Annotated in this window: 18 protein-coding genes; 12 read left to right on the forward strand and 6 right to left on the reverse strand. The window is 67.5% G+C overall.

Annotated features, from left to right (window positions below; all coding sequences use genetic code 11):
- Nucleotides 1-87: 87 nt before the first annotated feature.
- Nucleotides 88-2,559, forward strand: a complete 2,472-nt coding sequence (locus NIBR502772_RS18980; protein ID WP_141141330.1) for a polysaccharide lyase 8 family protein — start codon at nucleotides 88-90, stop codon at nucleotides 2,557-2,559.
- A gap of 328 nt (nucleotides 2,560-2,887) precedes the next feature.
- On the opposite strand, the gene NIBR502772_RS18985 is transcribed toward NIBR502772_RS18980, so the two are convergent.
- From NIBR502772_RS18985 to NIBR502772_RS19005, 5 genes are read right to left on the reverse strand one after another with little or no spacing between them, the layout of a single operon-like run.
- Nucleotides 2,888-3,988 carry a polyprenyl synthetase family protein gene (locus NIBR502772_RS18985; protein ID WP_058931582.1) on the reverse strand — a complete coding sequence of 367 codons (1,101 nt, stop codon included), beginning with the start codon at nucleotides 3,986-3,988 and terminating at the stop codon, nucleotides 2,888-2,890.
- Nucleotides 3,985-5,316 (reverse strand): geranylgeranyl reductase family protein, encoded by a 1,332-nt coding sequence (locus tag NIBR502772_RS18990; RefSeq protein WP_141141331.1) that lies wholly within the window; start codon nucleotides 5,314-5,316, stop codon nucleotides 3,985-3,987. The genes NIBR502772_RS18985 and NIBR502772_RS18990 overlap by 4 nt, the downstream gene beginning before the upstream one ends.
- Nucleotides 5,317-5,319: 3 nt before the next feature.
- Complete coding sequence (locus NIBR502772_RS18995; RefSeq protein ID WP_246848588.1) at nucleotides 5,320-6,096, reverse strand: demethylmenaquinone methyltransferase; 777 nt, start codon at nucleotides 6,094-6,096, stop codon at nucleotides 5,320-5,322.
- Between the two features lie 12 nt (nucleotides 6,097-6,108).
- Nucleotides 6,109-7,125 carry an L-idonate 5-dehydrogenase gene (locus NIBR502772_RS19000; RefSeq protein ID WP_141141333.1) on the reverse strand — a complete coding sequence of 339 codons (1,017 nt, stop codon included), beginning with the start codon at nucleotides 7,123-7,125 and terminating at the stop codon, nucleotides 6,109-6,111.
- On the reverse strand, nucleotides 7,122-8,510 hold the full coding sequence (locus NIBR502772_RS19005; RefSeq protein ID WP_141141334.1) for an MFS transporter: 1,389 nt from the start codon (nucleotides 8,508-8,510) through the stop codon (nucleotides 7,122-7,124). Before NIBR502772_RS19005 ends, NIBR502772_RS19000 begins: the two co-directional genes overlap by 4 nt.
- 202 nt (nucleotides 8,511-8,712) lie before the next feature.
- On the opposite strand from NIBR502772_RS19005, the gene NIBR502772_RS19010 reads away from it, so the two are divergent.
- The 5 genes from NIBR502772_RS19010 (at nucleotide 8,713) to NIBR502772_RS19030 (ending at nucleotide 13,499) form a co-directional block, all read left to right on the forward strand.
- Complete coding sequence (locus tag NIBR502772_RS19010; RefSeq protein ID WP_246848589.1) at nucleotides 8,713-9,426, forward strand: GntR family transcriptional regulator; 714 nt, start codon at nucleotides 8,713-8,715, stop codon at nucleotides 9,424-9,426.
- Nucleotides 9,427-9,453: 27 nt separating this feature from the next.
- Nucleotides 9,454-10,800 carry an isochorismate synthase MenF gene (locus NIBR502772_RS19015; RefSeq protein ID WP_141141335.1) on the forward strand — a complete coding sequence of 449 codons (1,347 nt, stop codon included), beginning with the start codon at nucleotides 9,454-9,456 and terminating at the stop codon, nucleotides 10,798-10,800.
- A 178-nt stretch (nucleotides 10,801-10,978) separates the two neighbouring features.
- The gene (locus NIBR502772_RS19020) at nucleotides 10,979-11,779 is read left to right on the forward strand and encodes an ABC transporter substrate-binding protein (RefSeq protein ID WP_141141336.1); all 801 of its coding nucleotides are present in this window, start codon (nucleotides 10,979-10,981) and stop codon (nucleotides 11,777-11,779) included.
- A gap of 113 nt (nucleotides 11,780-11,892) precedes the next feature.
- Complete coding sequence (locus NIBR502772_RS19025) at nucleotides 11,893-12,684, forward strand: amino acid ABC transporter permease (RefSeq protein WP_104061771.1); 792 nt, start codon at nucleotides 11,893-11,895, stop codon at nucleotides 12,682-12,684.
- A gap of 11 nt (nucleotides 12,685-12,695) precedes the next feature.
- Nucleotides 12,696-13,499, forward strand: coding sequence for an amino acid ABC transporter ATP-binding protein (locus tag NIBR502772_RS19030; RefSeq protein WP_141141337.1), 804 nt, complete (start codon nucleotides 12,696-12,698; stop codon nucleotides 13,497-13,499).
- A 124-nt stretch (nucleotides 13,500-13,623) separates the two neighbouring features.
- Here the strand turns inward: NIBR502772_RS19030 and menD are convergent, their stop codons facing one another.
- Nucleotides 13,624-15,318 (reverse strand): 2-succinyl-5-enolpyruvyl-6-hydroxy-3-cyclohexene-1-carboxylic-acid synthase, encoded by a 1,695-nt coding sequence (gene menD / locus NIBR502772_RS19035; RefSeq protein WP_141141338.1) that lies wholly within the window; start codon nucleotides 15,316-15,318, stop codon nucleotides 13,624-13,626.
- Between the two features lie 93 nt (nucleotides 15,319-15,411).
- Here menD and NIBR502772_RS19040 point away from each other — a divergent pair, with 93 nt between their 5' ends.
- The 6 genes from NIBR502772_RS19040 (at nucleotide 15,412) to NIBR502772_RS19065 (ending at nucleotide 23,667) form a co-directional block, all read left to right on the forward strand.
- Nucleotides 15,412-16,602: a LacI family DNA-binding transcriptional regulator gene (locus NIBR502772_RS19040; protein ID WP_141141339.1), complete on the forward strand. Its 1,191-nt coding sequence runs from the start codon at nucleotides 15,412-15,414 to the stop codon at nucleotides 16,600-16,602.
- 237 nt (nucleotides 16,603-16,839) lie between these two features.
- On the forward strand, nucleotides 16,840-18,114 hold the full coding sequence (locus NIBR502772_RS19045; RefSeq protein WP_141141340.1) for a sugar ABC transporter substrate-binding protein: 1,275 nt from the start codon (nucleotides 16,840-16,842) through the stop codon (nucleotides 18,112-18,114).
- A 23-nt stretch (nucleotides 18,115-18,137) separates the two neighbouring features.
- A complete protein-coding gene (locus tag NIBR502772_RS19050; RefSeq protein ID WP_168223624.1) occupies nucleotides 18,138-19,079 on the forward strand; it encodes a carbohydrate ABC transporter permease in 942 nt (313 codons plus the stop codon).
- 4 nt (nucleotides 19,080-19,083) lie between these two features.
- The gene (locus NIBR502772_RS19055) at nucleotides 19,084-20,037 is read left to right on the forward strand and encodes a carbohydrate ABC transporter permease (protein WP_246848590.1); all 954 of its coding nucleotides are present in this window, start codon (nucleotides 19,084-19,086) and stop codon (nucleotides 20,035-20,037) included.
- 34 nt (nucleotides 20,038-20,071) lie between these two features.
- Complete coding sequence (locus NIBR502772_RS19060) at nucleotides 20,072-22,021, forward strand: glycoside hydrolase family 3 protein (RefSeq protein WP_371706706.1); 1,950 nt, start codon at nucleotides 20,072-20,074, stop codon at nucleotides 22,019-22,021.
- On the forward strand, nucleotides 22,018-23,667 hold the full coding sequence (locus tag NIBR502772_RS19065) for a glucoamylase family protein (protein WP_141141342.1): 1,650 nt from the start codon (nucleotides 22,018-22,020) through the stop codon (nucleotides 23,665-23,667). Before NIBR502772_RS19060 ends, NIBR502772_RS19065 begins: the two co-directional genes overlap by 4 nt.
- The last annotated feature ends 92 nt before the right edge of the window (nucleotides 23,668-23,759 follow it).

Consider the following 23,759-nt stretch of genomic DNA (forward strand, 5'->3'; position numbering starts at 1 on the left):
CGCTCGTCGTAGGACGAGCGGACCTGCCGCGCCACGGCGCGGGCGCTCCACCGCACTACCACCAGCTCGACGACGAGAGGCACCGTGATGGAGAACGACACGACAAACCCCGGCACCGACCCTGCCGCAGGACCGAACCGGCGCACCGTGCTGCATGGCATGGGCATGCTTGCGGCTGCCGCCGCGCTGGCGCCCTTTCTGGCCCTGCCGGTGCGGGCGGCCGCCGCGTCCACGACCGCGGAGCTGGTCGAGCGCTGGGCGGTGCTGCAGACCGGAGGACCCGGCCTGGACCTCAGCGACGCGCACGTGGCGGCTGCCGTCCGGCGCGTCGACCGCGCGGCGACGACCGTGCTCACCACGCTCGACCGGTCCGCGGACCGGAGCGCGCTGTGGCCCGACCTCGCCGACTGGACCCGGTCCAACACGGTGAGCACGACGTTCCGACGGCTGCGCTCGATCGCGGTGGCTTGGGCGACGCCGGGCACGTCGGTCGCGGGCGACGGCGCGGTGGCAGACGCCGTGGTCGACGGCATCGACTGGATGCACACCCACGTCTACGGACCCGGCCTGCCGCGGTTCGACAACGACTGGGACTGGGAGATCGGCTCCGCCTCTGCCCTGGCTGACACGCTCGTGGTTTTGCGCGAGCACCTCGGCGAAGCGCTCGCACGCTCGACGGCGGCGATCCAGCACTACACGCCGGACCCGAACCTGTGGCGCGCCGACCGCCAGATCGCCACCGGCGCCAACCGGGTGTGGATCGCGACCGTGGTCGCCGTCCGTGCCGCGCTCGACGGCGACGGCGACGCCCTGGTGCGGGTTCGTGACGCGCTGAGCGACGTCGAGGGAGGGGGCGCCAACAGCGTCCTCGCCTTCGTCGACGACACGCAGGGGACCGGTACCGGCGAGGGCTTCTTCCGTGACGGTTCGTTCCTGCAGCACTGGAAGCACCCGTACAACGGCGGCTACGGCAAGGAGTTGCTCGGAACGCTGTCCTCTCTGCTGCACCTGCTGGGCGACTCACCGTGGCAGGTCACCGACCCGGCCCTGGCCAACGTCTACGCATGGGTCACCGACGCCTTCGACCCGCTCATGGTGCGCGGCGACATGGTCGCGGCCGTCTGCGGCCGGGAGATCGCGCGGCCGAGCAAGCAGGGTCACGCCCCGACGCAGGCCGTCATCGAGGGCACGCTGCGCCTCGTGCCGTCAGCCCCGTCCGAGCAGGCGGCTGCCCTCAGGTCCCTCCTCTTTCGGTGGATCACTGAGGACACCTACCGCGACTTCCTGGCCGTGACGACGCCCGCGTCGGTCGTGGCGGCGAAAGCCCTGCTGGCCGCCGGACCGACACCGCGCGGGCCGCTCGTCGCGCACCGCCAGTACCCCGCCATGGACAAGGTGGTGCACCACCGGCCAGGCTTCGCGGTGAGCGTGAGCGCCTTCTCGAGCCGCGTGTACACGTACGAGTCGATCCAGAACGAGAACCTGCACGGCTGGCACCTGTCCGACGGCATGGTGCTTCTCTACACCGACGACCTGGGGCACTACAGCGAGGACTACTGGCCGACGGTGGACCCCTACCGCCTGCCCGGCACGACCGTGGACACGGTGCGCCTCGCGAACGGGGCGGGGCACCGCGCGACCAGCGACGCGTCCTGGGTCGGCGGCGCGGCCGTGCCGGGCGAGACCCTCGGCGCCTACGGCCAGGACCTGCGCGCGCAGGTCTCGGACCTGCGGGCCCTCAAGAGCTGGTTCCTCCTGGACGACGCCGTCGTCTGCCTCGGCTCCGGCATCACCGCACCCGGGGCGGCGGGCGTCGAGACGATCGTGGAGAACCGCAAGGTGCGCGACGGCGCGACGTTCGTCGTCGACGGCGTCGACCAGGGCGCCGTTCCCGGGTGGGCGGGGGCGCTCGGCGACGTGCGGTGGTGCCACCTCACGGGGACGTCGGGCTACGTCTTCCCCGACGGAGCGCGCCTGCACGCGCTGCGTGAGGACCGCACCCATACGTGGCGCGAGATCAACCTCAAGTACGGCACCGACACCCCCGTCACGCGGCCGTACCTCACGGCGTGGCTCGATCACGGCGCCGCACCGGCAGGCGCGGGCTACGCATACGTCATGCTCCCGACCGCGAGCGCCGAGGACACGCGACGCTTCGCGGAGGCGTGCGGCACGGCGGACGGTCTCCGGGTGCTCGAGCGCGACGAGACGGTGCACGCCGTCGCGCTCGGCGACACGGTCGCGGCCAACTTCTGGGCCGCTGGGAGCTTCGTGCTGGGGAGCGCGGGGCGCGACGGTTCGGTGGCTGCCGACGGCGCGGCATCCGTCGTCGTGCATACGGCCACGGCCACGACCACCCACTGGGCCCGTCCCACCCGCGTCGCCCTCAGCGACCCGACGCAGATGCGGCAGGAGATCGTCGTCGACGTCGACTTGCCCGGGCTGCGGTTCGTCTCCGCCGACCCCGCGCTGGCCGTCACCCGTCGTGGCAGCGGCTGGCGCCTCGCCGCGCGCACCGCCGGCCTGCGGGGCGCCACCGTGACCGCCTCGTTCGTCTAACCGACACCATCCCTTGGGAGGTAGCACCACAGCCCGGAAGGCTCCCCGGACGCCGCAATGTGCCCCACGAAGGACGCAAGGCATGTGACACGCGCAGTAACAGCAGGCTTGCATCCTGTGACAAAGCTGTCATAGACTGTTCACGGATCCGCTAAACGCCTCCGGCGGGTCTGATGCGAACGGAGATATAGCCCCGGTTCGACGCAACGTGTGATTCGTTTCGTTGCTGAGAACCGGGGCTATTGCATTTAACGAACTCCCCCAAGCAAAAAGCGAGGGCCCCGGCCAGGTTCAACCCGGCCGGGGCCCTCGCTGCAAAAGAAGAGAATCAGCTGGCGCGGTCTACCACAGCCAGGGCGAAGTTGGACAGCGAGGACTTCACAACACCCTCCGGAAGCGGCGCCAGTGCCGCAATGGCTTCGTCGGCCCAGCGGCGGGCAACCACCCAGGACTCAGCGGTGACAGGGTGCTCGCGCAGCCCGGCCACGGCGGCAGCCAAGGCAGCGTCGGAGGTCAGGTCCCCATCAATGAGCTTCAAAAGTTCGACGGCGGACTGGTCACCGGCCGCAGCATCGCGCCGCAGGAACAGAACGGGCAGCGTGGGCACCCCCTCGCGGAGATCCGTACCCGGGGACTTGCCGGACTTCACCTTGACGCCGGTGACATCAATGACGTCGTCGGCGAGCTGGAAGGCCACGCCCACCTTCTCGCCGTACTCCACCAGCAGGTCCTCGTAGGCCTCGTCGGCACCGGCGAAGATGGCACCGAGCTGGCCCGATGCGGCCACCAGGGACCCGGTCTTGTCCGCGATGACGGACAGGTAGTGCTCCACCGGATCCTCGTCCGGGCGCGGGCCCACAGTCTCGTGCAGCTGGCCCAGGCACAGGCGCTCGAACGTCCGCGCCTGGATGCCCAGCGCACGGGAACCAAGCTCGGAGACCAGGATGGACGCGCGAGCGAAGATGAGGTCGCCCGTGAGTACCGCCACGGAGTTTCCCCAGACCTCGTGGGCCGTGGGGGCGCCGCGGCGGAACGGGGCCGAGTCCATAACGTCGTCGTGGTACAGCGTTGCCAGGTGGGTCAGTTCAACCACCACGGCCGCCTGGACCACGGCAGGCAGTGAGGCGTCGCCAAGGTGGGCGCAGAGCAGCGTCAACAGCGGCCGGATACGCTTGCCGCCGGCTTCCACGAGGTGACGCGACGTTGCATCAGCCAGCGGATCGGAGTTGGCAATGGCCTCGCGGAGCTTCTTCTCCACGCGGGCCAGGTTATTGGTGATGGCGGGGCCCAGCTCGGCGTCCTCCGCGATGGCCGCAAAGCCCGCGGGCAGCTGCAGCCCCGTGGCAATGGCGGTGGTATTGAGGCTGGGTTCGGAGTCCGGCAGGCCGTGCCCGGCGTGCGTCCAGCTGTGGTCTGCGGAGTTAGTCACGGGTTAACCCTAACTTTTTGTTGCGGATACCGCTGATTCGAGGCCGACGGGGTGTTGGAGGTGGCCGGAACCAGCGACTCCAGGACGCGGATGGCCCGGTCCTCGAAGCCTTTCGCGGCCGGGTCCGTCAGGTTTGCGAGCAGCCGCACCACAAAGCGCATCAGCACGGGAATGGGCATCCCGGTCCGCAGCGCGAGCTTCATCACGGCGGGTTTTCCAATCAGCGCGGCAAATGCCCGGCCCAGCGTGAAGTGCGATCCCCACTGCCCCCGCACATAGTCCGCGTACCCCGCGAGGTGCGCGTCGGCGTCGTACATTGCCCCCGCAGCAGAGGAACGGGCGGACGCGTCGATGATGAACTCCGCCGCGAACCGTGCCGATTCCATCGCGTAGGAGATGCCCTCGCCGTTGAACGGGGAGACCATGCCGCCGGCGTCGCCCAGGAGCAGGAGGCCGGGCGAGTAGTGCGGGGTGCGGTTGAAGCCCATGGGCAACGCGGCGCCGCGGATTTCGCCCACCTGGTTGTCCGGGGTGAAGCCCCACTCGGCGGGCATGGCGGCGGTCCATTCGCGCAGGACCTGCTTGTAGTCGAGCTTGCCGAATTCCTTGGACGAGTTCAGGATGCCGAGGCCCACGTTGGAGGTGCCGTCGCCGACGCCGAACACCCAGCCGTAGCCGGGGAGCAGTTTTCCGTCGCGGCCGGGGAGCTCCAGCCAGCCTTCCATCCAGTCGTCATCGTGCCGGGGCGAGGTGAAGTAGGTGCGGACGGCGACGCCGAGGGGTCGGTCGTCGCGCTTGTGGATGCCCAGCGACACGGCGGTTCGCGTCGAGTTGCCGTCTGCGGCGAGTACGACGTCGGCGCTGAAGTCACGTGACTCCCCCGTCTTGCGTCCGGACTCGTCCAGGAGCGCTGCGCGGACACCGGTCACGCGGCCGTCCTCCGAGCGCAGTGCCTCGGTGACGCTGTGCCGCTCGAGGATTTCGGCGCCTGCGGCCTGGGCGTGGCGGGCCAGTTCCTCGTCGAAGCCCAGCCGCGTCCGGATCAGGCCGTACTGCGGGAAGTCGGAGACCTCGGGCCAGGGCAGTTCGATGGTGCGGCCACCGGCGATCAGGCGAAGGCCCTTGTTCCGGCGCCAGCCGTCCGCTTCAGGGTGCGGCAGGCCGAGCTTCTGGATTTCGCGGACTGCCCGCGGGGTGAGGCCGTCGCCGCAGACCTTCTCGCGCGGAAAGCTGGTTTTCTCCAGGACGGTCACGCTGATGCCGGCCTTGGCAAGGTAGTACGCGGCGGTGGAACCGGCTGGCCCCGCGCCGACAATCAGAACATTCACAGGTCAGCGCTGGATGTTGCGGCGAAGCTTGGCCACGGGGCCCTTGTGTGCGGCGATGGCCTCCGCTGCGCCCTCCGGCGTGGATTCCAGCGGCTTGGTGGCACGGTGCACGGCCACGATCCCGCCGGTCAGGTTGCGGTACGTGACCTTTTCCCACCCGGATTCCTGCAGCCAGGCGGCCAGGTGGTCCTGGTCCGGCCAGGCGCGGATGGACTCGGCGAGGTACACGTAGGCGTCCGGGTTGGAGGCCACCTTCACGGCGATGGCCGGCAGGGCGCGCATGAGGTATTCCGTATACATGGTGCGCCACAGCGGAACCACGGGCTGGGAGAACTCGGCGATGACCAGCTTGCCGCCCGGCTTGGTGACGCGGAGCATCTCGGCCAGCGCCTTCTTGGGCTCGTTGACATTGCGCAGCCCGAACGAAATGGTGCTGGCGTCGAAGCTGTTGTCCGCGAACGGCAGGTTGGTGGCGTCGCCGGCAACGAAGTTGATGTCCGGGCGGCGGCGCTTGCCCACCTTGAGCATGCCGAGGGAGAAATCGCAGGCGATGACATCTATGCCCGCATCGGCATATGGCTCGCTGGAGGTGCCGGTTCCCGCGGCCAGGTCCAGCACCCGCTGGCCCCGTTTCATATCCATGGCGTCCACCACGATCCTGCGCCAACGGCGGGTTTGCCCCATGGAGAGGACATCGTTGACGACGTCGTACTTAGGTGCGACGTCGTCAAACATCGTGGCTACTTCGTCCGGACGCTTTTCCAAGGATGCTCGGTTCACCATGCAATTGTCTCAGACAAACTTGAGAAGGACTTTCGACGAGCCCGTCCCCCGGTCCGAAGCCACGGCAAACGCCTCGGCCACGTCACCGGCGTCGAACGTGTGCGTCAGCAGCGGCTCAACATCCAGCCCGTCCGCCAGGTAGGCCAGGGCGTCATCCAGTTCGTCCGCGAAGCGGAAGGTCCCGCGGTAGTCGATCTCACGGAAGACGAGTGCGGCGAGCTCGGCCGTCACGGGCCCGGCCGGCAGGTTGCCCACCTGGACCACGACGCCGCCGCGGCGCACGGCCGCGAGGACACCGCCCAGTGCGCGGGCAGCGCCGGAGGCCTCGAACGCAACATCCACCTCGGGAAGCTGCGCGCCGTAACCCACCAGCACGACGCCGTCGGCTCCCATCCGTTTGGCGATCGCCAGCGAAGTCTCCGAGAGATCACTGGCGATGACGCTGGCAGCGCCGGCACGGCGGGCGGCGGCCACCAGCAGCGCGCCGATGGGCCCGGCGCCGTTCACCAGAACGTCTTTGCCGGCGAGGCTGCCGGCCCGGCCGACGGCGTGGATCGCCACCGCGAGCGGTTCGGCGACGGCGGCCTGCCGGGTGGTGACGCCGTCGGGCAGGCGGCGGAGCTGGCCCGCCGGGACGGCCTTGCGGGAGGCGAAGGCGCCGTCCGTATGGGGCCGGTGCGCGGCGCTGCCGTAGTAGGTGACCTGCGGGCAGAGGTTGGTGCGACCGGCGAGACAGTCAGTGCATTCGCCGCAGTACACGGCCGGGTGGACGGTCACGGCGTCGCCCACCGCGAAGCCCTCCACACCGTCACCAACAAGGGAGATCCGGCCGGCCACCTCGTGACCCAGGACCATGGGATCGGCCAGGATGCTCAGCCCGGAGGCGCCGTGGGCGACGTAGTGCAGGTCCGAGCCGCAGATCCCGCCGTATTCGACGTCGACGATCACCGAGCCGGCCGGGCAGTCCGGGTCCGGACGGTCCTCGAGGCGCAGGTCTCCGGCGGAATGGACAACTACGGCTTTCAAACTGCATCCTCCACGAGTGTCAGGTCGCGTCCCTTGGTTTCCGGGGCGAAGAAAGTGGCCACAAAGGCGATGGCGGAGTAGAGGACCATCATTCCGGCCACCGGCCACCAGGAGTTGGTGAACAGGGCCAGCAGGCCGGCGGCGATGATGGGGGCGAGGCCGCCGGAGAGCACACCGCCGATTTCCTTGGCCATAGCCAGCTGGGTGTAGCGGTTGCGGGAGCCGAAAAGTTCGTTCACGTAGGCCGACTGGACCGAGAACATGCCCAGCACGGAGACGGACAGGCCGATGATCAGCGCCAGCGAGACCAGGAACGGATCGCGGGACTGCATCATCAGCAGGGCCGGGACGGCGAAGCACATCTGGAAGCCGGACAGGGCGCGGTACATGCTGCGGCGACCGAATTTGTCGGAGAGCCAGCCGGCCAGCGGAACCGTGGCGAAGCCGAGGAACGAGCCGATCAGCAGCGCGAAGGTGCCCACGCTCTTGTCCATGCTCAAGCCCGTGACGATGTAGCCGATGAGGAAAGTCTGGATCATGGCCGAGTTGCCGGATTCGCCGATCCGCAGTGCCATGGCCAGGAAGAAGGCCTTGCCCTTGCGCTTGGTTTTGGCGGCCAGCGCGGTGGGTGCTTCGGCGGACTGCCCGACGGCGGCGCCGGACTCAGCGGCGAAGGCGGCGGCAGCAGCGGCGTCGGCGATTTCCTGCGCACGGGCGGCCTCGAAGACGGGGCTTTCCTTGAGGTTGCGGCGCATCCAGAGGGCGTACAGCGTGATGCCGATGCTGGCGATGAACGGCAGGCGCCAGCCCCAGCTCATGAGTGCTTCTTCGGGCAGGAGCGTCAGCAGGACCCACAGGCCGGAGGCCAGCAGCGTGCCGGAGTTGGTGCCGAGACAGACGAAGGAGGCGATCAGGCCACGCTTCTTGGGCGGGGCATATTCGGCCAGCATGACCGATGCACCGGAGAGTTCTGCGCCGGCGCCGAAGCCCTGGGCGAGGCGGAGGAACACGAGGATGACCGGCGCGGCGAGGCCGATCTGGGCGTAGCCGGGCAGGAAGCCGATAAGCATGGTGGAGACGCCCATCATCATGATGGTGATGACCAGGACCTTCTTGCGGCCCACGCGGTCACCCATGCGGCCGAAGAACCAGGCGCCCACCGGGCGGGCCAGGAAGCCCACGCCGTAGGTCATGAAGGCGATCAGCAGGCCCACTACGGGGTCGAAGTTGGGGAAGAAGATTTTGGGGAAGATGATGGCGGCGGCCAGCGAATAGAGCTGGAAGTCCATGTATTCCATGGCCGTTCCGAGCCAGCCGGATACTGCAGTCCTGATCAGGTCTTTGGATGAGCGCTGGGTGGCGCCTACCTGGATTGTTGCCGTCATGAACCCCTCTGTTCTACGGGCCTGGCCGGATGCACAGCTTCAATGATGCGGCATGGCCAGACGTCTTGGTCTTGTCCCCTTCATCGGGACAACGACTGCCATTCAAGCACTGCCATACCAGTGTGTCAAGAGATGACGCAGCTTGATTCCTGGACCCTTGCGGACTGTGCCCGGGGCCAGGCGGCACGGCTACTGTGGAAGCATGGCCGCCCCCGACACCACCCCGCGCATTTCCGCCCGGATGATGGCGTACGCGCAGATCCGTGAGCGCATCATCTCCGGCGAGGACGCGCCCGGGACCCTCCTCTCCGAGAACGAACTGGCGCACCACCTGGGCACCAGCCGCCAGCCCATCCGAGAAGCCCTGATGCTCATCGCGCAGGAAGGGCTCGTGGAGGTCCGCCCGCAGAGCGGCACCTACGTGACCTACCTCGATCCGGATATCGTGGCGCAGGCCCAGTTCATCCGCGAGGCCATCGAGGTGGCGTCGCTGGCTGACTGCGCCCGCAACATCACCCCTGAAAACGCAGCCGCGCTCTACGAACTCCTGGACCGGCAGGACACCTGCACCACCCGCGAGGAGTTCTACCCGCTGGACGAGGACTTCCACCGGACCCTGCTAGCCATCGCCGGCCACGAAACAGCCTGGGCCACCGTCTCCAACGCCAAAGGCCACCTGGACCGCGCCCGCTACCTGGGACTCAGCGGCTACCGCGGCATCACGGAGTACGCGGCCGACCACCGACGCGTGCTGGACGCGATCCTCGCCGGCGACCTTTCGGCTGCGGAAGACGGGCTGCGCAGCCACCTGCGCTTCATCCTGGACGACGTCGCGAGCATGCGCGCCGCACGGCCGGACCTGTTCTCCGCCCCTGCCGTCCCCGAGCGACGCACGGGGCGTCCGGCCCGGGTCTGACACGCGCGGGAGTAATGTTGTCTCATCATGACGAGCACGTTCCGAACCCTCACAGTCCCCCTGGATGGCAACGCATCTGCCGGCGGACTGCCGCAGTTCCTGGTCCGGGACGACGTCCTCTGCTGGACCCGCCGCGAAGCCGGCCTGGTGGGCTTCGGCGAGATCGCCCGCTTCACCGCCACCGGCCCTGAGCGCTTCCTCGAAGCGGATATCTGGTGGCGCCACCTGGTCCTCGAAGCGGACATCACCGACTCGGTGGAGCTGCCCGGCACCGGCCCGGTGGCTTTCGGCTCCTTCGCGTTTTCCAAGAAGTCCACCCACGTATCGCGGCTGATTGTGCCCGAGATCGTGGTGGGCGTCCGCGACGGCCGGTACTGGCTCACCCAGTTGACGGTCGACGACGGCGAACTCACCGAGGCGGGCGCCCTCGCCGCCCTGGCCGGCTGGCTGAGCGGTGGCAGCACCCCCGGTGACGTCCCCGCCGGTGGTGAGGCCGGCGCCGTCGTGCGTCCTTTGCCTTCCGCCGACGGGGCCACCCTGCACACCGGTTCGCTCAGCGAGGAAGACTGGATGGCCGCCGTCGCCGCCGGCGTGGCGGAGATCCGGACGGGTGCGCTGGAGAAACTGGTGCTGGCGCGGGACATTGTGGCCACGGTGCCGTCCGGCGTGAACGCCGCGCAGGTGTTGCGCGAGCTCGCCGTGCGGTACCGCGAATGCTGGACGTACGGCGTGGACGGGCTGGTGGGCGCGACCCCGGAGATGCTGATCCAGGTGGAAGGCCGCACCGCCCAGGCGCGCGTGCTGGCCGGGACGCTGGACCGCCGCGATGCGCACGGCGAGTCCGGGATTCCCATGGATTACGCCGAGCGGGTGCTGGCCGGATCCGAGAAGCAGAGGCACGAGCACGAGATCGCGATCCAGTCGCTGACGTCGCAGCTGGCACCGTTTTCCGAGGCCATGAACGCGCACGACGAACCCTTCATCCTGGAGCTGCCGAACGTGTGGCACCTGGCGTCGGACGTCAAGGCGGAGCTCGCCGAAGTGGAGGGCCACGTTCCCACGTGCCTGGCGCTGATCAACGCGCTGCACCCCACGGCCGCGGTCTGCGGCACGCCCACGCTGGTGGCCGGCGCCCTGATCCGCAAGCTTGAACACCTGGACCGTGGCCCGTACGCAGGGCCGGTGGGCTGGCTCGACGCTGCCGGAAATGGCGAATGGGGCATCGCCCTGCGTGGCGCAGTGATTGAGGATCCGCAGACCGTGCGCTTATATGCCGGTTGCGGCATAGTTGACGGCTCCCAGCCGGCGGCCGAGCTGGCGGAGACGTGGGCGAAGTTCCGGCCGATGCTGGAGTCGCTGGGGATTTCCAGCTAAGGCCGCCATCCCCCGGTGTCCGGAATTCCAGACACTCGCCGCCTCCCGGGTCTTGATTTAGGCTGTGATTTAGTTATCCAATAGTGAAACTAAGTTTCGTGTGATGCACATCTCTCATTCGGCGATACACTATGAACCGATTTAGTACCGCACACCCCTGCAACAAAAGGTAAAGAACATGCAGCTCAAGTCCCTGGCCCAGGCCAAGTTCGCCGCCAAGGCAGCAGCAATCCTGGCCGCCGGCGCACTCACCCTCACTGCCTGCGGCGGCAGCACCACCCCGGCAGCGACCGAGGGCGGCATCCAGCTCATCAATGCCGGCAAACTCACTGTCTGCTCCGACGTCCCCTACGAGCCCTTCGAATTCCAGAAGGACGGCAAGATCGTTGGCTTCGACATCGATATCGCCAATGAAGTGGCCAAGGACCTCAACGCCGAACTCAGCATCGTGGACAGCTCCTTCGAGGCCATCGAGACCGGAACCGCCCTCACCGGCTGCGACGTCTCCATCTCCTCGATTTCCATCACGGATGTCCGCAAGTCGGTCATGGACTTCTCCAACCCGTACATGGACGATGACCTCACCCTCGTGGCCACCAAGGCGTCCGGGATCACGGACATCAACAGCGCCAAGGGCAAGAAGGTGGGCGTCCAGCAGGCCACCACCGGCGCAAAGTACGCGGCGGAGAACGGCATCGACGCCCAGCAGTTCGAGGACAGTGGCCTCCTGGTCCAGGCTCTCCTGGCCGGCACCATCGACGCTGCCCTGGGCAACCAGTCAATCCTGGCCTACGCCATCAAGGATGATCCCAAGTTCGAGCGTGTGGATGACTACGCCACGGGCGAGAAGCTGGGCATCTCCATCAAGAAGGGCAACACCGCCATGGCCGAGAAGGTCAACGGAACCCTGAAGCGCCTGACCGACGACGGCAGCCTGAAGAAGTTCGAAACCACCTGGTTCGGCGAGACCGCCAAGTAGCCGGCAATCCGGACTGACCTTCACAGCCCTGAGAACCACGCCGCTGGGGCCCCGCACGGACTGCGCTGCAGCCCGTCCGGGGCCTCAGCCACGCAAATGAATGTGAGCACCCCATGGCAATGACCGCACGTCAACGGGCCAGAGTAAGCCTGTATGTCCAGATCGGCATCTTCGTTGTGGCCGTGGCCGCGCTGGCTCTGGCCACCGACTGGAAGACCATCGGTACCAGTGTCTTCAACTTCGGCAAGATCGGCCCGATGTTCCCGGACATCTTCCTGGTGGGCCTCAAAAACACCTTGATCTACACGTTCCTTGGCTTTGTCGTGGGCCTCTCCGGCGGCCTGCTGCTGGCCCTGATGAAGCTGTCCAGCTTCCCGCTGTACCGCTGGATCGCCACCGGCTACATCGAATTCTTCCGCGGCGTCCCGGCACTGCTGGTGTTCATCGCCTTCGGCTACGGTGTCCCCCTCGCCTTCGGCGTTCAGTGGAACGTCACCCTGATCGTCATGATCTCACTGGGTATGGTGGCTTCGGCATATATCGCCGAAACCCTCCGCGCCGGCCTGCAGGCTGTGCCCAAGGGGCAGCTCGAAGCCGCACGGTCGCTGGGCATGCCGCAATGGCGGGCCATGGTGTCCATCGTCATTCCGCAGGCCTTTAAGATTGTCCTCCCGCCGCTGACCAACGAGGTCATCCTGCTGACCAAGGACTCCTCGCTGATCTACGTCCTGGGCCTCACGGCATCGCAGTACGAGCTCACCAAGTTCGGCCGCGACGGCATCTCCAGCCTGGGCGCGGGCCTGACGCCGCTCCTCGTCGCCGGCGCCTTCTACCTGGTCATCACCATCCCGCTGAGCCTCCTGGCCCGGAAGTTCGAAAGCCGCTCCGCGCGGACCAAGCGATAGGCAGGGAAGCCATGAACGACGTCGTAAATTCCTCCGCCGGCAACACCGGCACCATCAACGCGGCCGGAGTGTCCATCAAGGACCTCCGCAAGTCCTACGGCAGCAACGAGGTCCTCAAGGGCATCAGCCTGGACGTTGCCCCGGGCGAAGTGGTGTGCCTGATCGGCCCGTCCGGCTCCGGCAAATCCACCCTCCTGCGCTGCGTCAACCTCCTGGAACAGCCCAACGAGGGCGCCATCCACGTGGGTGGCTTCGAAGCCACCGACCCCGACGTGGACATCGACAAAATGCGCCGCAAGGTGGGCATGGTGTTCCAGCAGTTCAACCTGTTCCCGCACCTGGATGCCAAGCGGAACTGCACCATCGCGCAGACGAAGGTCCTGAAGCGGTCCCAGGAAGAGGCCGACAAGGTTGCCCAGCACAACCTGGACCGCGTCGGCCTGGGGCACCTGTCCGACCGTTTCCCGGACCAGCTTTCGGGCGGCCAGCAGCAGCGTGTTGCGATCGCCCGGGCGCTCAGCATGAACCCCGAGCTGATGCTCTTTGACGAGCCAACCTCCGCGCTGGACCCCGAGACCGTGGGCGATGTCCTCTCGGTCATGCGGAACCTGGCCAAGGAGGGCATGACCATGCTGGTGGTGACCCACGAGATGGGCTTCGCCCGCGAAGTAGCCGACCGCGTGGTGTTCATGGACGGCGGCGTGGTGGTGGAGGAAGGCGTGGCCGAGCGCGTCATTTCCGCACCCACCCAGGCCCGCACCAAGGAGTTCCTGCGCCGAGTCCTGGACCCGACGCACATCGAGATCGAAGAGTAGCCGCTTTCGACGCGGCGCCTGCCTGTCGACGCGCATATGCCCTGTCGCCACCGAAATACCGGTAGCGGCAGGGCATTTGCGCGTCATAGGGCCTTCCGCGCGTCAGCCAGCCGCGAGCGCGATCCTACGCTCCGACGGCGGACACGGCGGCGGCGACGGCGGCCTTGATGCGAGAGTGGAGGGCGCGGAGGCCAACACGGTCGGTGCGGACTTCGATGATGCTGCGCCCCTTCAGCGGTGCGGCGAGCGCCTCGGCGAGTCCCGCCGTCGTACTTACCGAGCAGTGCCCGACGCCGTACGCCGCCGCGAGTGCCGCGATGTCCACGGTGTGGGGGGTGCCGAAGAGCCGCTCGACGGCGTCCGTGTAGCATCCGGCTTCACGCACAGCCCCGTGCTCCAGCAGATCAAAGATGGCCCCGCCGGCGTCGTTCAGCACCACGATCCGGAGCCCGGGCTCGAGTTCGCCGGACCCCAGGAGCAGGCCGCCGGCATCGTGCAGGAAAGTAATGTCGCCCAGCAGCAGCGTGGTGTCCTGGCGGCCGCCGATGGCGATCCCGGTGGCGGTGGAGATGGTGCCGTCGATCCCGGCGAGGCCGCGGTTGGCGTACACCGTGGCCGCCGGCTCGGCGGCGGGGAGGCCGGCCAGGTCAACATCGCGGATGCCGTTGGAGGATCCCAGCATCAACTGGCCTCGGGCCTGCTGCCAGACCTGGGCGCCCACGGAGGGTCCGGAAGCGGCGGGCTCGGCAGCCAGGACGCCGTCGAGCGCGTGCTGCGCGGCGGCCCCGGCCAGCAGCCAGGCATCCAGCCAGTCGGACGGACCGCGGCCGGCGAAATCGGCGAGATCGGCCAGGTTCTCCAGCGGAAGTTCCGTGCGCCGGCCCGGCTGGTACCAGGCCACGGGAACCGGCTGGTACAGCGCGGACGGCACGTCGGCACGCTCCAAAAGTGCTGCAACCGGGCGGGACAACGTGGGCCGGCCAAACATCACCACCCGTTCGATGGGCAGCGCGGACGACGCTCCGAAGTGTTCCAGCAGCAGCCGGTACGGGCCCACGGCATTGGGACCGAACCGGGCGTTTGAGGACGGTTCCGCGAGCAGCGGCAGGCCGTGTGCGCGGGCGAACGCTTCGGCGACCGGCCCGGCGTCGTGCCCTGCCAGCACCACGGTGCGCCTTTCCTCCAGCGAGGCAGGGGCGGGCGGCAGGTTCATGGTGAGCGGGTCGGTGCCGATCCGGAACCGGGGATGCCCGGCCGCCGTCGGAAGCCCTTCCCCCGGGGCGGGAACCAGCGGGTCGCGGAACGCCAGGTTCAGCTGGACGGGCCCGGGTGCGAGGTCGGAAAACGCTCCGGTGGCCGCGGCCAGCGCCGTTTCCACCGCGCGCAGCGGGTTGCTGCCGGCCGGGACGTCGGCGGCGAAGCGCACGTGCTCGCCGAACAGGTCCAGCTGGATGGTGGTCTGGTTGGCGCCGGTCCCTTGCAGCTCCTCGGGCCGGTCCGCTGACACCACCACCAGCGGGACGGCGGCGTGGTTGGCCTCCATCACGGCGGGCATGAGATTCCCGACGGCGGTGCCTGAGGTGGTGAGGACGGCCGCCGGGGAGCCGGTGGACAGGGCCAGGCCAAGGGCGGTGAAGCCGGCGGACCGTTCGTCGATGCGGACCAGGAGGTCCACGCGGCCGGCCGCTTCGGCCTCGGCCAGGGCGTAGGCCATGGGGGCGGAGCGCGATCCGGGCGAGACCACCACGTACTGGACGCCGCCGTCGATCAGGGCGTCGACGGCGATCCGCGCGGCGGCGAGGGAGTTCAGGGAAGTCACCGAACCAGTTTGCCATCCTGCGGACGCCTGCCTGTCCCGGGACTCCCGCGCGCAGGTACTAAGCGCATAGACTCGGACCAGAAGGAGAATCACATGGCAAAGGGCCCCACTGTTTACCACGTCGCCGAACGCGCGGGCGTCTCCATCGCAACCGTCTCGTTTACCTTCCGGCAGCCGGAGAAGGTTAAGGCGTCTACCCGCGAACTGGTGCTCGCAGCCGCCGACGAACTGGGCTACGTGCCCAGTGCCAGCGCCCGCGGACTCGCGCGAGGCAGGACCGGCGCCTTGGGCCTATTCGCCTACGACTACCTGTTGGATCCGTCGGGAGGCCCCGGCGTGCAGGACGGACTGGCCGGCGGGCCGGACGGGCCGCCGGGCCGGCCGGGTGGGCTGTCAGGCGGGATCCCGCAGGAGCCGGCCGCGGGCGCGGACCCTGAGGGCGGCGACCCTTTGGACGGAGACCCTTTGGGCGGCGACCGCGAGGAAGGCAACCTGCGCCTGTTCCCCCTGTACGTGGATGAGGTCCAGCGCGGTGTCGAACTGGAGTGCTGGCGCCGGGGGCAGGCGCTGCTGGTTGGCGGCGGCAACCCCGCGAACAACGAAGCGGTGCTGTCGGACATTGCCGGCAGGGTTGACGGGCTGGCCGTGTTCCCGCGCTCGGTTCCTGTCGAGGCCCTGGCCCGCATAGCCCGCCGCATCCCCGTCGTGGAGGTCTCGGAGAGCGTGCGCAACCGGGGTATGGACCATGTGACTGTGGACAACGCATCCGGAGCGCGTGCAATCACCGAGCACCTGATCAATGTGCATGGACTGACCGAGCTGATGTTCATCGGCGCCATGCCGTCCTCCGACAACGACGAACGGCTCGAGGCATTCCGGGGCGCCCTTGCCACTGCGGGCGTGAAGATGAGGCACGAGCCCCGGTATCCGTCGGGCGGCGAGCTCTCCGTCGCGGAAACTATCCGGACCATCTGCCAGCAGGGCTCCCTGCCGCAGGCCTTTGTCTGCGCCACCGACCAGGATGCGCTGGTTGTTATGGATGTGCTGGCCGCGTGCGGCGTTAGTGTGCCGAAACACGTGGCCGTGACCGGCTTCGACGGCATCGCCGCGGGGCGGGTCATCCGGCCTTCGCTGACCACAGTGCGGCAGCCGATGGAACGGATGGGCCGGACCATGGTGGAGCTGCTCCTGGACAGGCTCGACCACCCGGACAAGCCCCCGGTGGAGCTGAAACTGCCCGTGCGCGTGGTGCTGCGCGAAAGCTGTGGCTGCCGGCCGGTCTAGGCACACGGGTCAGGCTTACGGCCACCGCACGACGGCGGGGCCCCAAGTGTCCCTTCGCGCCCAGACAGTTGAAGAAACTTAGCGCCAGCTGTTGCCAACATCACATTCAATGCGCTTAGATTGACATTACGAACCGAATCAAAGCGCTTAGATATTTCCTGGCGGGATAGCTCCACCTCTCCTGCTCCCTCCGCGCCGTGCCACCTGCCGGCCCGCGGAACCACGAAAGGAACAATGATGATCCATCCGAATGCTAAGAAGGCCGCAGCCGTAGGCATCGCCGCCGCACTGCTCCTGACCGCCTGCGGCAGGGACTCCACCGGCCCCGCAGCATCATCGCCGGCCGAAGCCATTGCCTCTGGGCCGGCGTCGGGCACCATCACACTGTGGGCGCAGGGCAGCGAAGGCGAGGCACTGCCCGCCCTGCTGAAAGAATTCGAATCAGAAAACCCCGGCGTCAAGGTCAACGTCACGGCCATCCCCTGGGACGCCGCCCTCAGCAAGTACCAGACCGCCATCGCAGGCGGCACCACCCCGGACGTGGCCCAAATGGGCACCACCTGGATGGGCGACTTCGCCAACTCCTTCGACGCCACACCCAAGGAGATCGATTCCAGCGACATCTTCCCCGGCTCGGTGAAATCAACCGAGGTTGAAGGAACCACCTACGGCGTTCCCTGGTACGTGGACACGCGTGTTGTCTACTACCGCAGCGACCTCGCGGAGAAGGCCGGCATCACCACAACGCCCGAAACCTGGGATGACTTCAAAACCCTCGCCACGGCACTCAAGGAGAAGGCCGGGGCAAAATACGGAGTCCAGCTGCCCGCCGGCGTAGCAGGCTCCTACTTGGACACCCTCCCGTTCCAGTGGTCCAACGGCGCCAAGCTGATGAACGACGACGGCACCAAGTGGACCCTCGACACCCCGGAAGCGGTTGAGGCGCTGGAGTACTATGCCAGCTTCTTCGCTGACGGGCTCGCATCCAAGGCCGTGTCCACCGGAACCACCGCCGAAGCATCCTTCGTGGACGGTTCCGCCCCCATGCTGATGAGCGGCCCGTGGCACGTCGGCCTGCTCAACAAGGCCGGCGGCCCAGGCTTTGAGGACAAGTACAAGGTCGCACTGATGCCGAAGGAAAAGACCTCCACGTCCTTCGTGGGCGGCTCCAACCTGGTGGTCTTCAAGAAGTCCGAGAACCGCGATTCGTCGTGGAAGCTCCTCCAGTGGCTGTCCAAGCCCGAGGTCCAGCTCAAGTGGTACAAGGCCACCGGTGACCTGCCCTCACAGCAGAGCGCCTGGAAGGACCCGTCCCTTGCGTCGGACAGCAAGCTCTCCATCTTCGGCGAGCAGCTGAAGACCACCAACAACCCGCCGGCCGTTTCCACCTGGACCCAGGTTGCGGCAGCCGCGGACAGCGAAATCGAACAGATCGTCAAGGCCGGCAAGGACCCCGCCGAAGCCCTGAAGTCCCTGCAGCAGACCGCAGATTCGATCGGCACCGGGAAGTAACAGTGGCTGCCACCACCAACACGATGCCTGCCGGCACTTCAAGGGGTGTCGGCAGGCCTCCGGCCCGCGCAAAGGCCAGGCCAGGCGGCTCGCGCCGGCGCCGCAACGCCGTGACGGCGTGGCTCTTCGCCGCACCGTTCGTCCTCATCTTCGGCGTCTTTATGCTGGGCCCGCTGGTGTCGTCGTTCCTGATGTCCTTCACGGATTTCACCAGCCGCGACATCGACAACCCGCTGGCTGTTGGATTCGTGGGGCTTGACCAGTACGCCGCCCTGTTCAAGAATCCGCAGTTCCTGCACTCCGTCCTGAACACGGCCTACTTCGTGCTGGCCGGCATCCCCCTCACCACCGTCCTGGCCCTGGCCCTCGCGGTGGCCCTGAACAACGGCATCACCCGCTTCCGCACGGCCTTCCGCGTGGGCTTCTACACCCCCGTGGTCACGAGCATTGTGGCCGTGGCCGTGGTGTGGCGCTTCATCCTCCAGCCGGACGGCCTGCTGAACATCATCCTCAGCTGGGTGGGCATCGCGGGCCCGGACTGGCTCAACAGCACCACCTGGTCAATGCCGGCCCTGATCATGCTGGCTGTCTGGCGCAACCTCGGCACCCTGATGATCATCTTCCTGGCCGGACTCCAGACCGTCCCCGCGGACATCCTGGAGGCCGCCGAAGTGGACGGTGCCAGCGCCTGGCAGCGGTTCATGAAGATCACGCTGCCGATGCTCCGCCCCACGCTGCTGCTGGGAACAGTCCTGCTGTCCGTGGGCTTCCTCCAGTTCTTCGAGGAGCCGTTCGTGATGACCAAGGGCGGCCCGCTGGATTCCACCCTGTCGGTCAGCTACTTCACGTTCAACCAGTTCGGGTTCGGCAAATACGGGCTCGCCTCCGCCGCCAGCTACGTGCTTTTTGTGGCCATCGCGCTGTTGAGCCTGATCCAATTCCGCGCCCTGCGATCCAAGGACTGAGGACATGACCATCCCGGAAACCGCACCAACCTTCCCCCGCGCACAAGCGGAACGCACAACGGCGGGAGGCACGACGGCGGGAGGCACCCAGGTGCCGACGTCGCCGCCCGTCCCGGCCCGCCGCCGTCGTACTGGCCGCCGGCTGTCCACGCGCCGGGCGCTGATCTATGTGGCCCTCCTGGTGGCCGTGACCGCCACGCTGCTGCCGTTTGCCTGGATGCTGCTCGGCGCGTTCAAAACCCAGGGCGAGCTGCTCCGCCGGCCCATCACGTGGTGGCCGGAGCAGCCCACGCTGGAGAACTTCGTGGCCTGGTTCACCGAGCTGCAGATCGGCACGTTTTTCCTGAACAGCGTTGTGGTGGCCGTGTTCACGGTGCTCGGCAACCTGCTGTTCTGCTCGATGGTGGGCTACGCGCTGGCGAAGATAGACTTCCCCGGCAAGCGTTTCCTGTTCCTGCTGGTGATGGTCATGCTGATGGTCCCGGGCGTGGTGACGTTTGTGCCGCTGTTTGTCCTGGTCAGCAAACTGGGAATGGTCAGCACGTACCCGGCCCTGATCCTGCCGTTCCTCGCCGCGCCGATGGGGGTGTTCCTGATGCGGCAGTTCATCGCGGGGATCCCGGATTCGCTCATCGAGGCCGCCCGGATAGACGGCGCGGGTGAACTACGCACCTTCCTTCGGATTGTGATGCCCCTGTGCGGACCGCCGCTGGCCACGCTCGGCATCCTGACCTTTCTCGGTTCCTGGAACAATTTCCTGTGGCCGCTGGTGGTGGCGCAGAGCGAGGAAATGTACACCCTGCCGGTGGCCCTTTCCCTTTACTCCACGGGCCAGAACGCCACGGACTACGGCCTACTCCTGGCCGGCTCGGTGCTGGTGATCACGCCCATCATCCTGCTGTTCGTTGCCCTCCAGAAGTACTTCATCCAGGGCGTCGCGGCCACCGGCATCAAGTAGCCGCTCCCCTGCCCAACCTCCCCGAGAGAGCCCCATGACTGCACAAGCCCAGAATCACGCACGCCCCGGGACGTCCGCCACCCACGGAAACGCCGACGAAATAGTCTTCCGGGACCTCAACGGCAACGGGATCATGGATCCCTTCGAAAACCCGGACCTCAGCCCGCAGGAACGCACTGCCGACCTAGTGGGCCGCCTCAGCCTCGAAGAAAAAGCCGGGCTGATGTTCCACACGGTCATCGAAACCGGCCCGGACGGCACCCTCCTCGAGACTCTGGGAAACATCAGCAAATCGCCCACCAGCACGGTGGTCCTCACCAAGTTCATGAACCACTTCAACGTGCACGCGCTCGGCCCCGCCCGGGAAGCCGCCTGCTGGAGCAACGCCCTGCAGGAGCTTGCCGCGCAGACCCCGCACGGGATTCCGGTGACCATCTCCACTGACCCACGGCATGCGTTCATCGAAAACTCCGGCGTCTCCTTCACCGCCGCCCACTTTTCCCAGTGGCCGGAGCCGATCGGCCTGGCCGCGGTGGGCAGTGCCGAGCTGATCCGCCGTTTTGCCGGGATCGCACGGCAGGAATACACCGCCGTCGGGATCCGCGCGGCCCTGCACCCCACTGTTGACCTGGCCACCGAACCGCGGTGGTGCCGTCAGGCGGGAACCTTCGGGCAGGACTCGGAGCTCAGCTCGAAATACGTCGTCGAGTACCTCCAGGGGTTCCAAGGTGAGGAACTGGGGCCGGACAGCGTTGCCTGCACCACCAAGCACTTCCCCGGCGGCGGTCCGCAGCGCGACGGCGAAGACGCGCACTTCCCCTACGGCCGGGAGCAGGTCTACCCCGGCGGCCGCTTCGACGAACACCTGGCCCCGTTCCGGGCCGCGATCGCCGAAAAGACCAGCGCCATCATGCCCTATTACGGCATGCCGGTGGGCATCGAGCTCGACGGCGAACCCGTGGAGGAAGTCGGCTTCGGCTACAACCGGCAGATCATCACCAACCTGCTCCGGGACAAGCTCGGCTACGACGGCGTGGTGCTCAGCGACTGGGAACTGGTCAACGACAACATCGTGGGCGACCAGGTCCTGCCGGCCCGGGCGTGGGGCGTTGAACAGCTCACCGCGCCCGAACGCATGCTCAAGATCCTCAACGCCGGCGTGGACCAGTTCGGCGGCGAGGAATGCACCGAGCTGCTCATCGGCCTGGTCCGGGACGGGCTGGTCAGCGAGTCGCGTTTGGACGAGTCCGCGCGCCGGCTGCTGCTGGTCAAGTTCCAGCTGGGCCTCTTCGACAACCCGTTCGTGGACGAGGACGCCGCGGCCACCGTCGTGGGGAACGCCGGATTCCGGCGCGAAGGACACCGCGCGCAGTCCCGGTCCGTCACGGTGCTCACCAACGGAACGTCCGACGTCGGGCCCTCCCTTCCGCTTTCCGGCTCACCTGCCGTCTATGTGGAGGGCATGGACCCGCTGAGTCTTGAGGGTTTCGGGACTGTGGTGCAGGACCCGGAGCAGGCGAATGTTGCGGTGATCCGGCTGCATTCGCCGTGGGACCACCGCAACGACCTGTTCCTGGAGGAACATTTCCATGCTGGGAGCCTGGACTTCCCGCCCGGCCTTGTCTCGCGGCTGCGCGCGCTGGCGGAAAAAGTACCTCTGGTCATTGACGTGCGGCTGGACCGCCCCGCAATCCTCACCCCGCTAACCGGCTTCGCGTCCGCCGTGGTGGGCACGTTCGGCGTTTCGGACACCGCGCTCCTGGACGCCCTGTTCGGACGCATCGCTCCCGAAGGACGCCTGCCGTTCGAGATCCCGCGGTCGATGGATGCCGTGCGGGCCTCCCGGTCGGACGTCCCCGGCGATACCGCCGATTCCCTTTTCCCGTTCGGGCACGGCCTGAGCCTGCCGGCGCCGGCAACGGCCGCGTCTGCCACCTCTGCAACGGCCACCTCCACAACGGACACGTTAGGACAGACCCCATGAACCAGCACGTTGAGCCGAACCCGAGAATCTCCAGCGCCACCCGCCGCCAGCTCCTGGCCGGTGCGGCAGCGTTCGCCGTCTCGGGCCTCGCCGCGGCCACCGCGACACCGGGCTACGCTGCCCAGCTTGCAGCGTCCGCGGCATCCACAGCATCCGGCCTGGCATCGCCCCTGCCGCGTGCCCGGAACAAGGAGGGCATCGACCGGAAGATCATCAACCGCTGGGCGCACGACACCTGGCGGTCGTTGGTGGCGATGACCGATCCCGCAACCGGCCTTCCGGCCGACTACATCGGCGAATCCATCACCGCGCCCAAGCGCAGCGGCTTCACGTCGCCCACCAACATCGGCGGCTACATGTGGAGCACCGTGGTGGCGCGGGAACTGAACATCATCAGCGCCGACGAGTGCCGGGAGCGGCTGACCCGCACGCTCACCACCTTGGCCGGGCTCAAGCACCACGAGCCCAGCGGCATGCTTTACAACTGGTACGACGAAGCCACCGGTGAGGTCATCACCATCTGGCCGGAGAACGGGAACCCCGTGGCGCCGTTTATGTCCAGCGTGGACAACGGCTGGTTCGCCGCGGCCCTCATGACGGTTCGCAACGCCGAGCCGAAGGTTGCCGGTCTGGCCAACACCATCCTCGGCAGGATGGATTTCGGGATCTTCTACAACAAGGACGCCCGGCCCGGTGTGGCCGCCGGCCTGCTGCGCGGAGGGTTCTACGACGTCAAACCACCGGCCGAAACAGTCCCGGGCAACTACCTCGGCAAGGGCCCTGACGTTTTCTATACGATGAACCACTACGACGTCACCAACTCCGAGCCGCGCATCGCCACCTACATCGGCATCGCCCTGGGCCAGCTTCCGCCGGCGCACTACTTCGCCACCATGCGGGTCTTCCCGGACACATGCGACTGGTCCTGGCAGGAGCAGAAGCCGGTCGGCGAGCACCGGACGTACCAGGGCATCGACGTCTTCGAAGGCGCCTACACCTACCGCGGGATGCGGATCGTGCCGAGCTGGGGCGGGGACATGTTTGAGTCGCTGATGCCCGATCTGTTCGTCCCGGAATCCACCTGGGCGCCGAAGGCCTGGGGCGTCAACCACCCCCTGACCGTCCGGGCGCAACGCGAATTCGGCCTGGACGACGCCAAGTACGGCTACTGGGGCTTCTCCCCCGCCAGCCATCCCAACGGCGGGTACTCCGAGTGGGGGGTGGACATCCTGGGCATGAGCAGCGACGGATACCCGTCCGACGTCGAACGCACCAGCGTTGACGTCGGCTTCGAGGGCTGCCGTCCGGCCACCAACCCGACGCCGGCCTGGGGCGACGGCGTGGTGACTCCGCACGCGGCGTTCCTCGCCATGGAATACGAACCCCGTGAGGCGTTCGACAACCTGGTGAAGATCGAACGGGACCTTGGCGCCTACGGCCCAGGCGGATTCTTCGATGCCGTGGCCGTGAAGTCCGGCACCATCGCCCGGCGGCACCTCTCACTGGACCAGGCCATGGTGCTGGGCGCCATCGGCAACGTGTTCGGCAACAACGTGATCCGCCGCAACTTTGTCCGGGGCGAAGTGGAAGCGGTCATCAGGCCGCTCATCGCAGAAGAGGAGTTCGGCGCCGGCCTGATCGGCTAGAACGCTCTCTCCCGTCTCCCACGCGTTGCTCTATCACTTACAGTCCCTTCCGAAGCCGGATAGGGACTGCAAGTGATAGGGCAACGTGGCGG

Origin of the sequence: Pseudarthrobacter sp. NIBRBAC000502772 (assembly GCF_006517235.1) — a bacterium.
Lineage (GTDB): Bacteria > Actinomycetota > Actinomycetes > Actinomycetales > Micrococcaceae > Arthrobacter.

Bases quoted from the DNA above. Each gene is read 5' to 3' on its own strand.
- NIBR502772_RS19065 (WP_141141342.1), top strand. From the start codon at position 22,018: ATGAACCAGCACGTTGAGCCGAACCCGAGAATCTCCAGCGCCACCCGC.
- NIBR502772_RS19010 (WP_246848589.1), top strand. From the start codon at position 8,713: ATGGCCGCCCCCGACACCACCCCGCGCATTTCCGCCCGGATGATGGCG.
- NIBR502772_RS19005 (WP_141141334.1), bottom strand. From the start codon at position 8,510: ATGACGGCAACAATCCAGGTAGGCGCCACCCAGCGCTCATCCAAAGAC.
- NIBR502772_RS19060 (WP_371706706.1), top strand. From the start codon at position 20,072: ATGACTGCACAAGCCCAGAATCACGCACGCCCCGGGACGTCCGCCACC.
- NIBR502772_RS19055 (WP_246848590.1), top strand. From the start codon at position 19,084: ATGACCATCCCGGAAACCGCACCAACCTTCCCCCGCGCACAAGCGGAA.
- NIBR502772_RS19030 (WP_141141337.1), top strand. From the start codon at position 12,696: ATGAACGACGTCGTAAATTCCTCCGCCGGCAACACCGGCACCATCAAC.
- NIBR502772_RS19040 (WP_141141339.1), top strand. From the start codon at position 15,412: ATGGCAAAGGGCCCCACTGTTTACCACGTCGCCGAACGCGCGGGCGTC.
- NIBR502772_RS19050 (WP_168223624.1), top strand. From the start codon at position 18,138: ATGCCTGCCGGCACTTCAAGGGGTGTCGGCAGGCCTCCGGCCCGCGCA.
- NIBR502772_RS19015 (WP_141141335.1), top strand. From the start codon at position 9,454: ATGACGAGCACGTTCCGAACCCTCACAGTCCCCCTGGATGGCAACGCA.
- NIBR502772_RS19045 (WP_141141340.1), top strand. From the start codon at position 16,840: ATGATCCATCCGAATGCTAAGAAGGCCGCAGCCGTAGGCATCGCCGCC.
- NIBR502772_RS18980 (WP_141141330.1), top strand. From the start codon at position 88: ATGGAGAACGACACGACAAACCCCGGCACCGACCCTGCCGCAGGACCG.
- NIBR502772_RS19025 (WP_104061771.1), top strand. From the start codon at position 11,893: ATGGCAATGACCGCACGTCAACGGGCCAGAGTAAGCCTGTATGTCCAG.
- NIBR502772_RS19020 (WP_141141336.1), top strand. From the start codon at position 10,979: ATGCAGCTCAAGTCCCTGGCCCAGGCCAAGTTCGCCGCCAAGGCAGCA.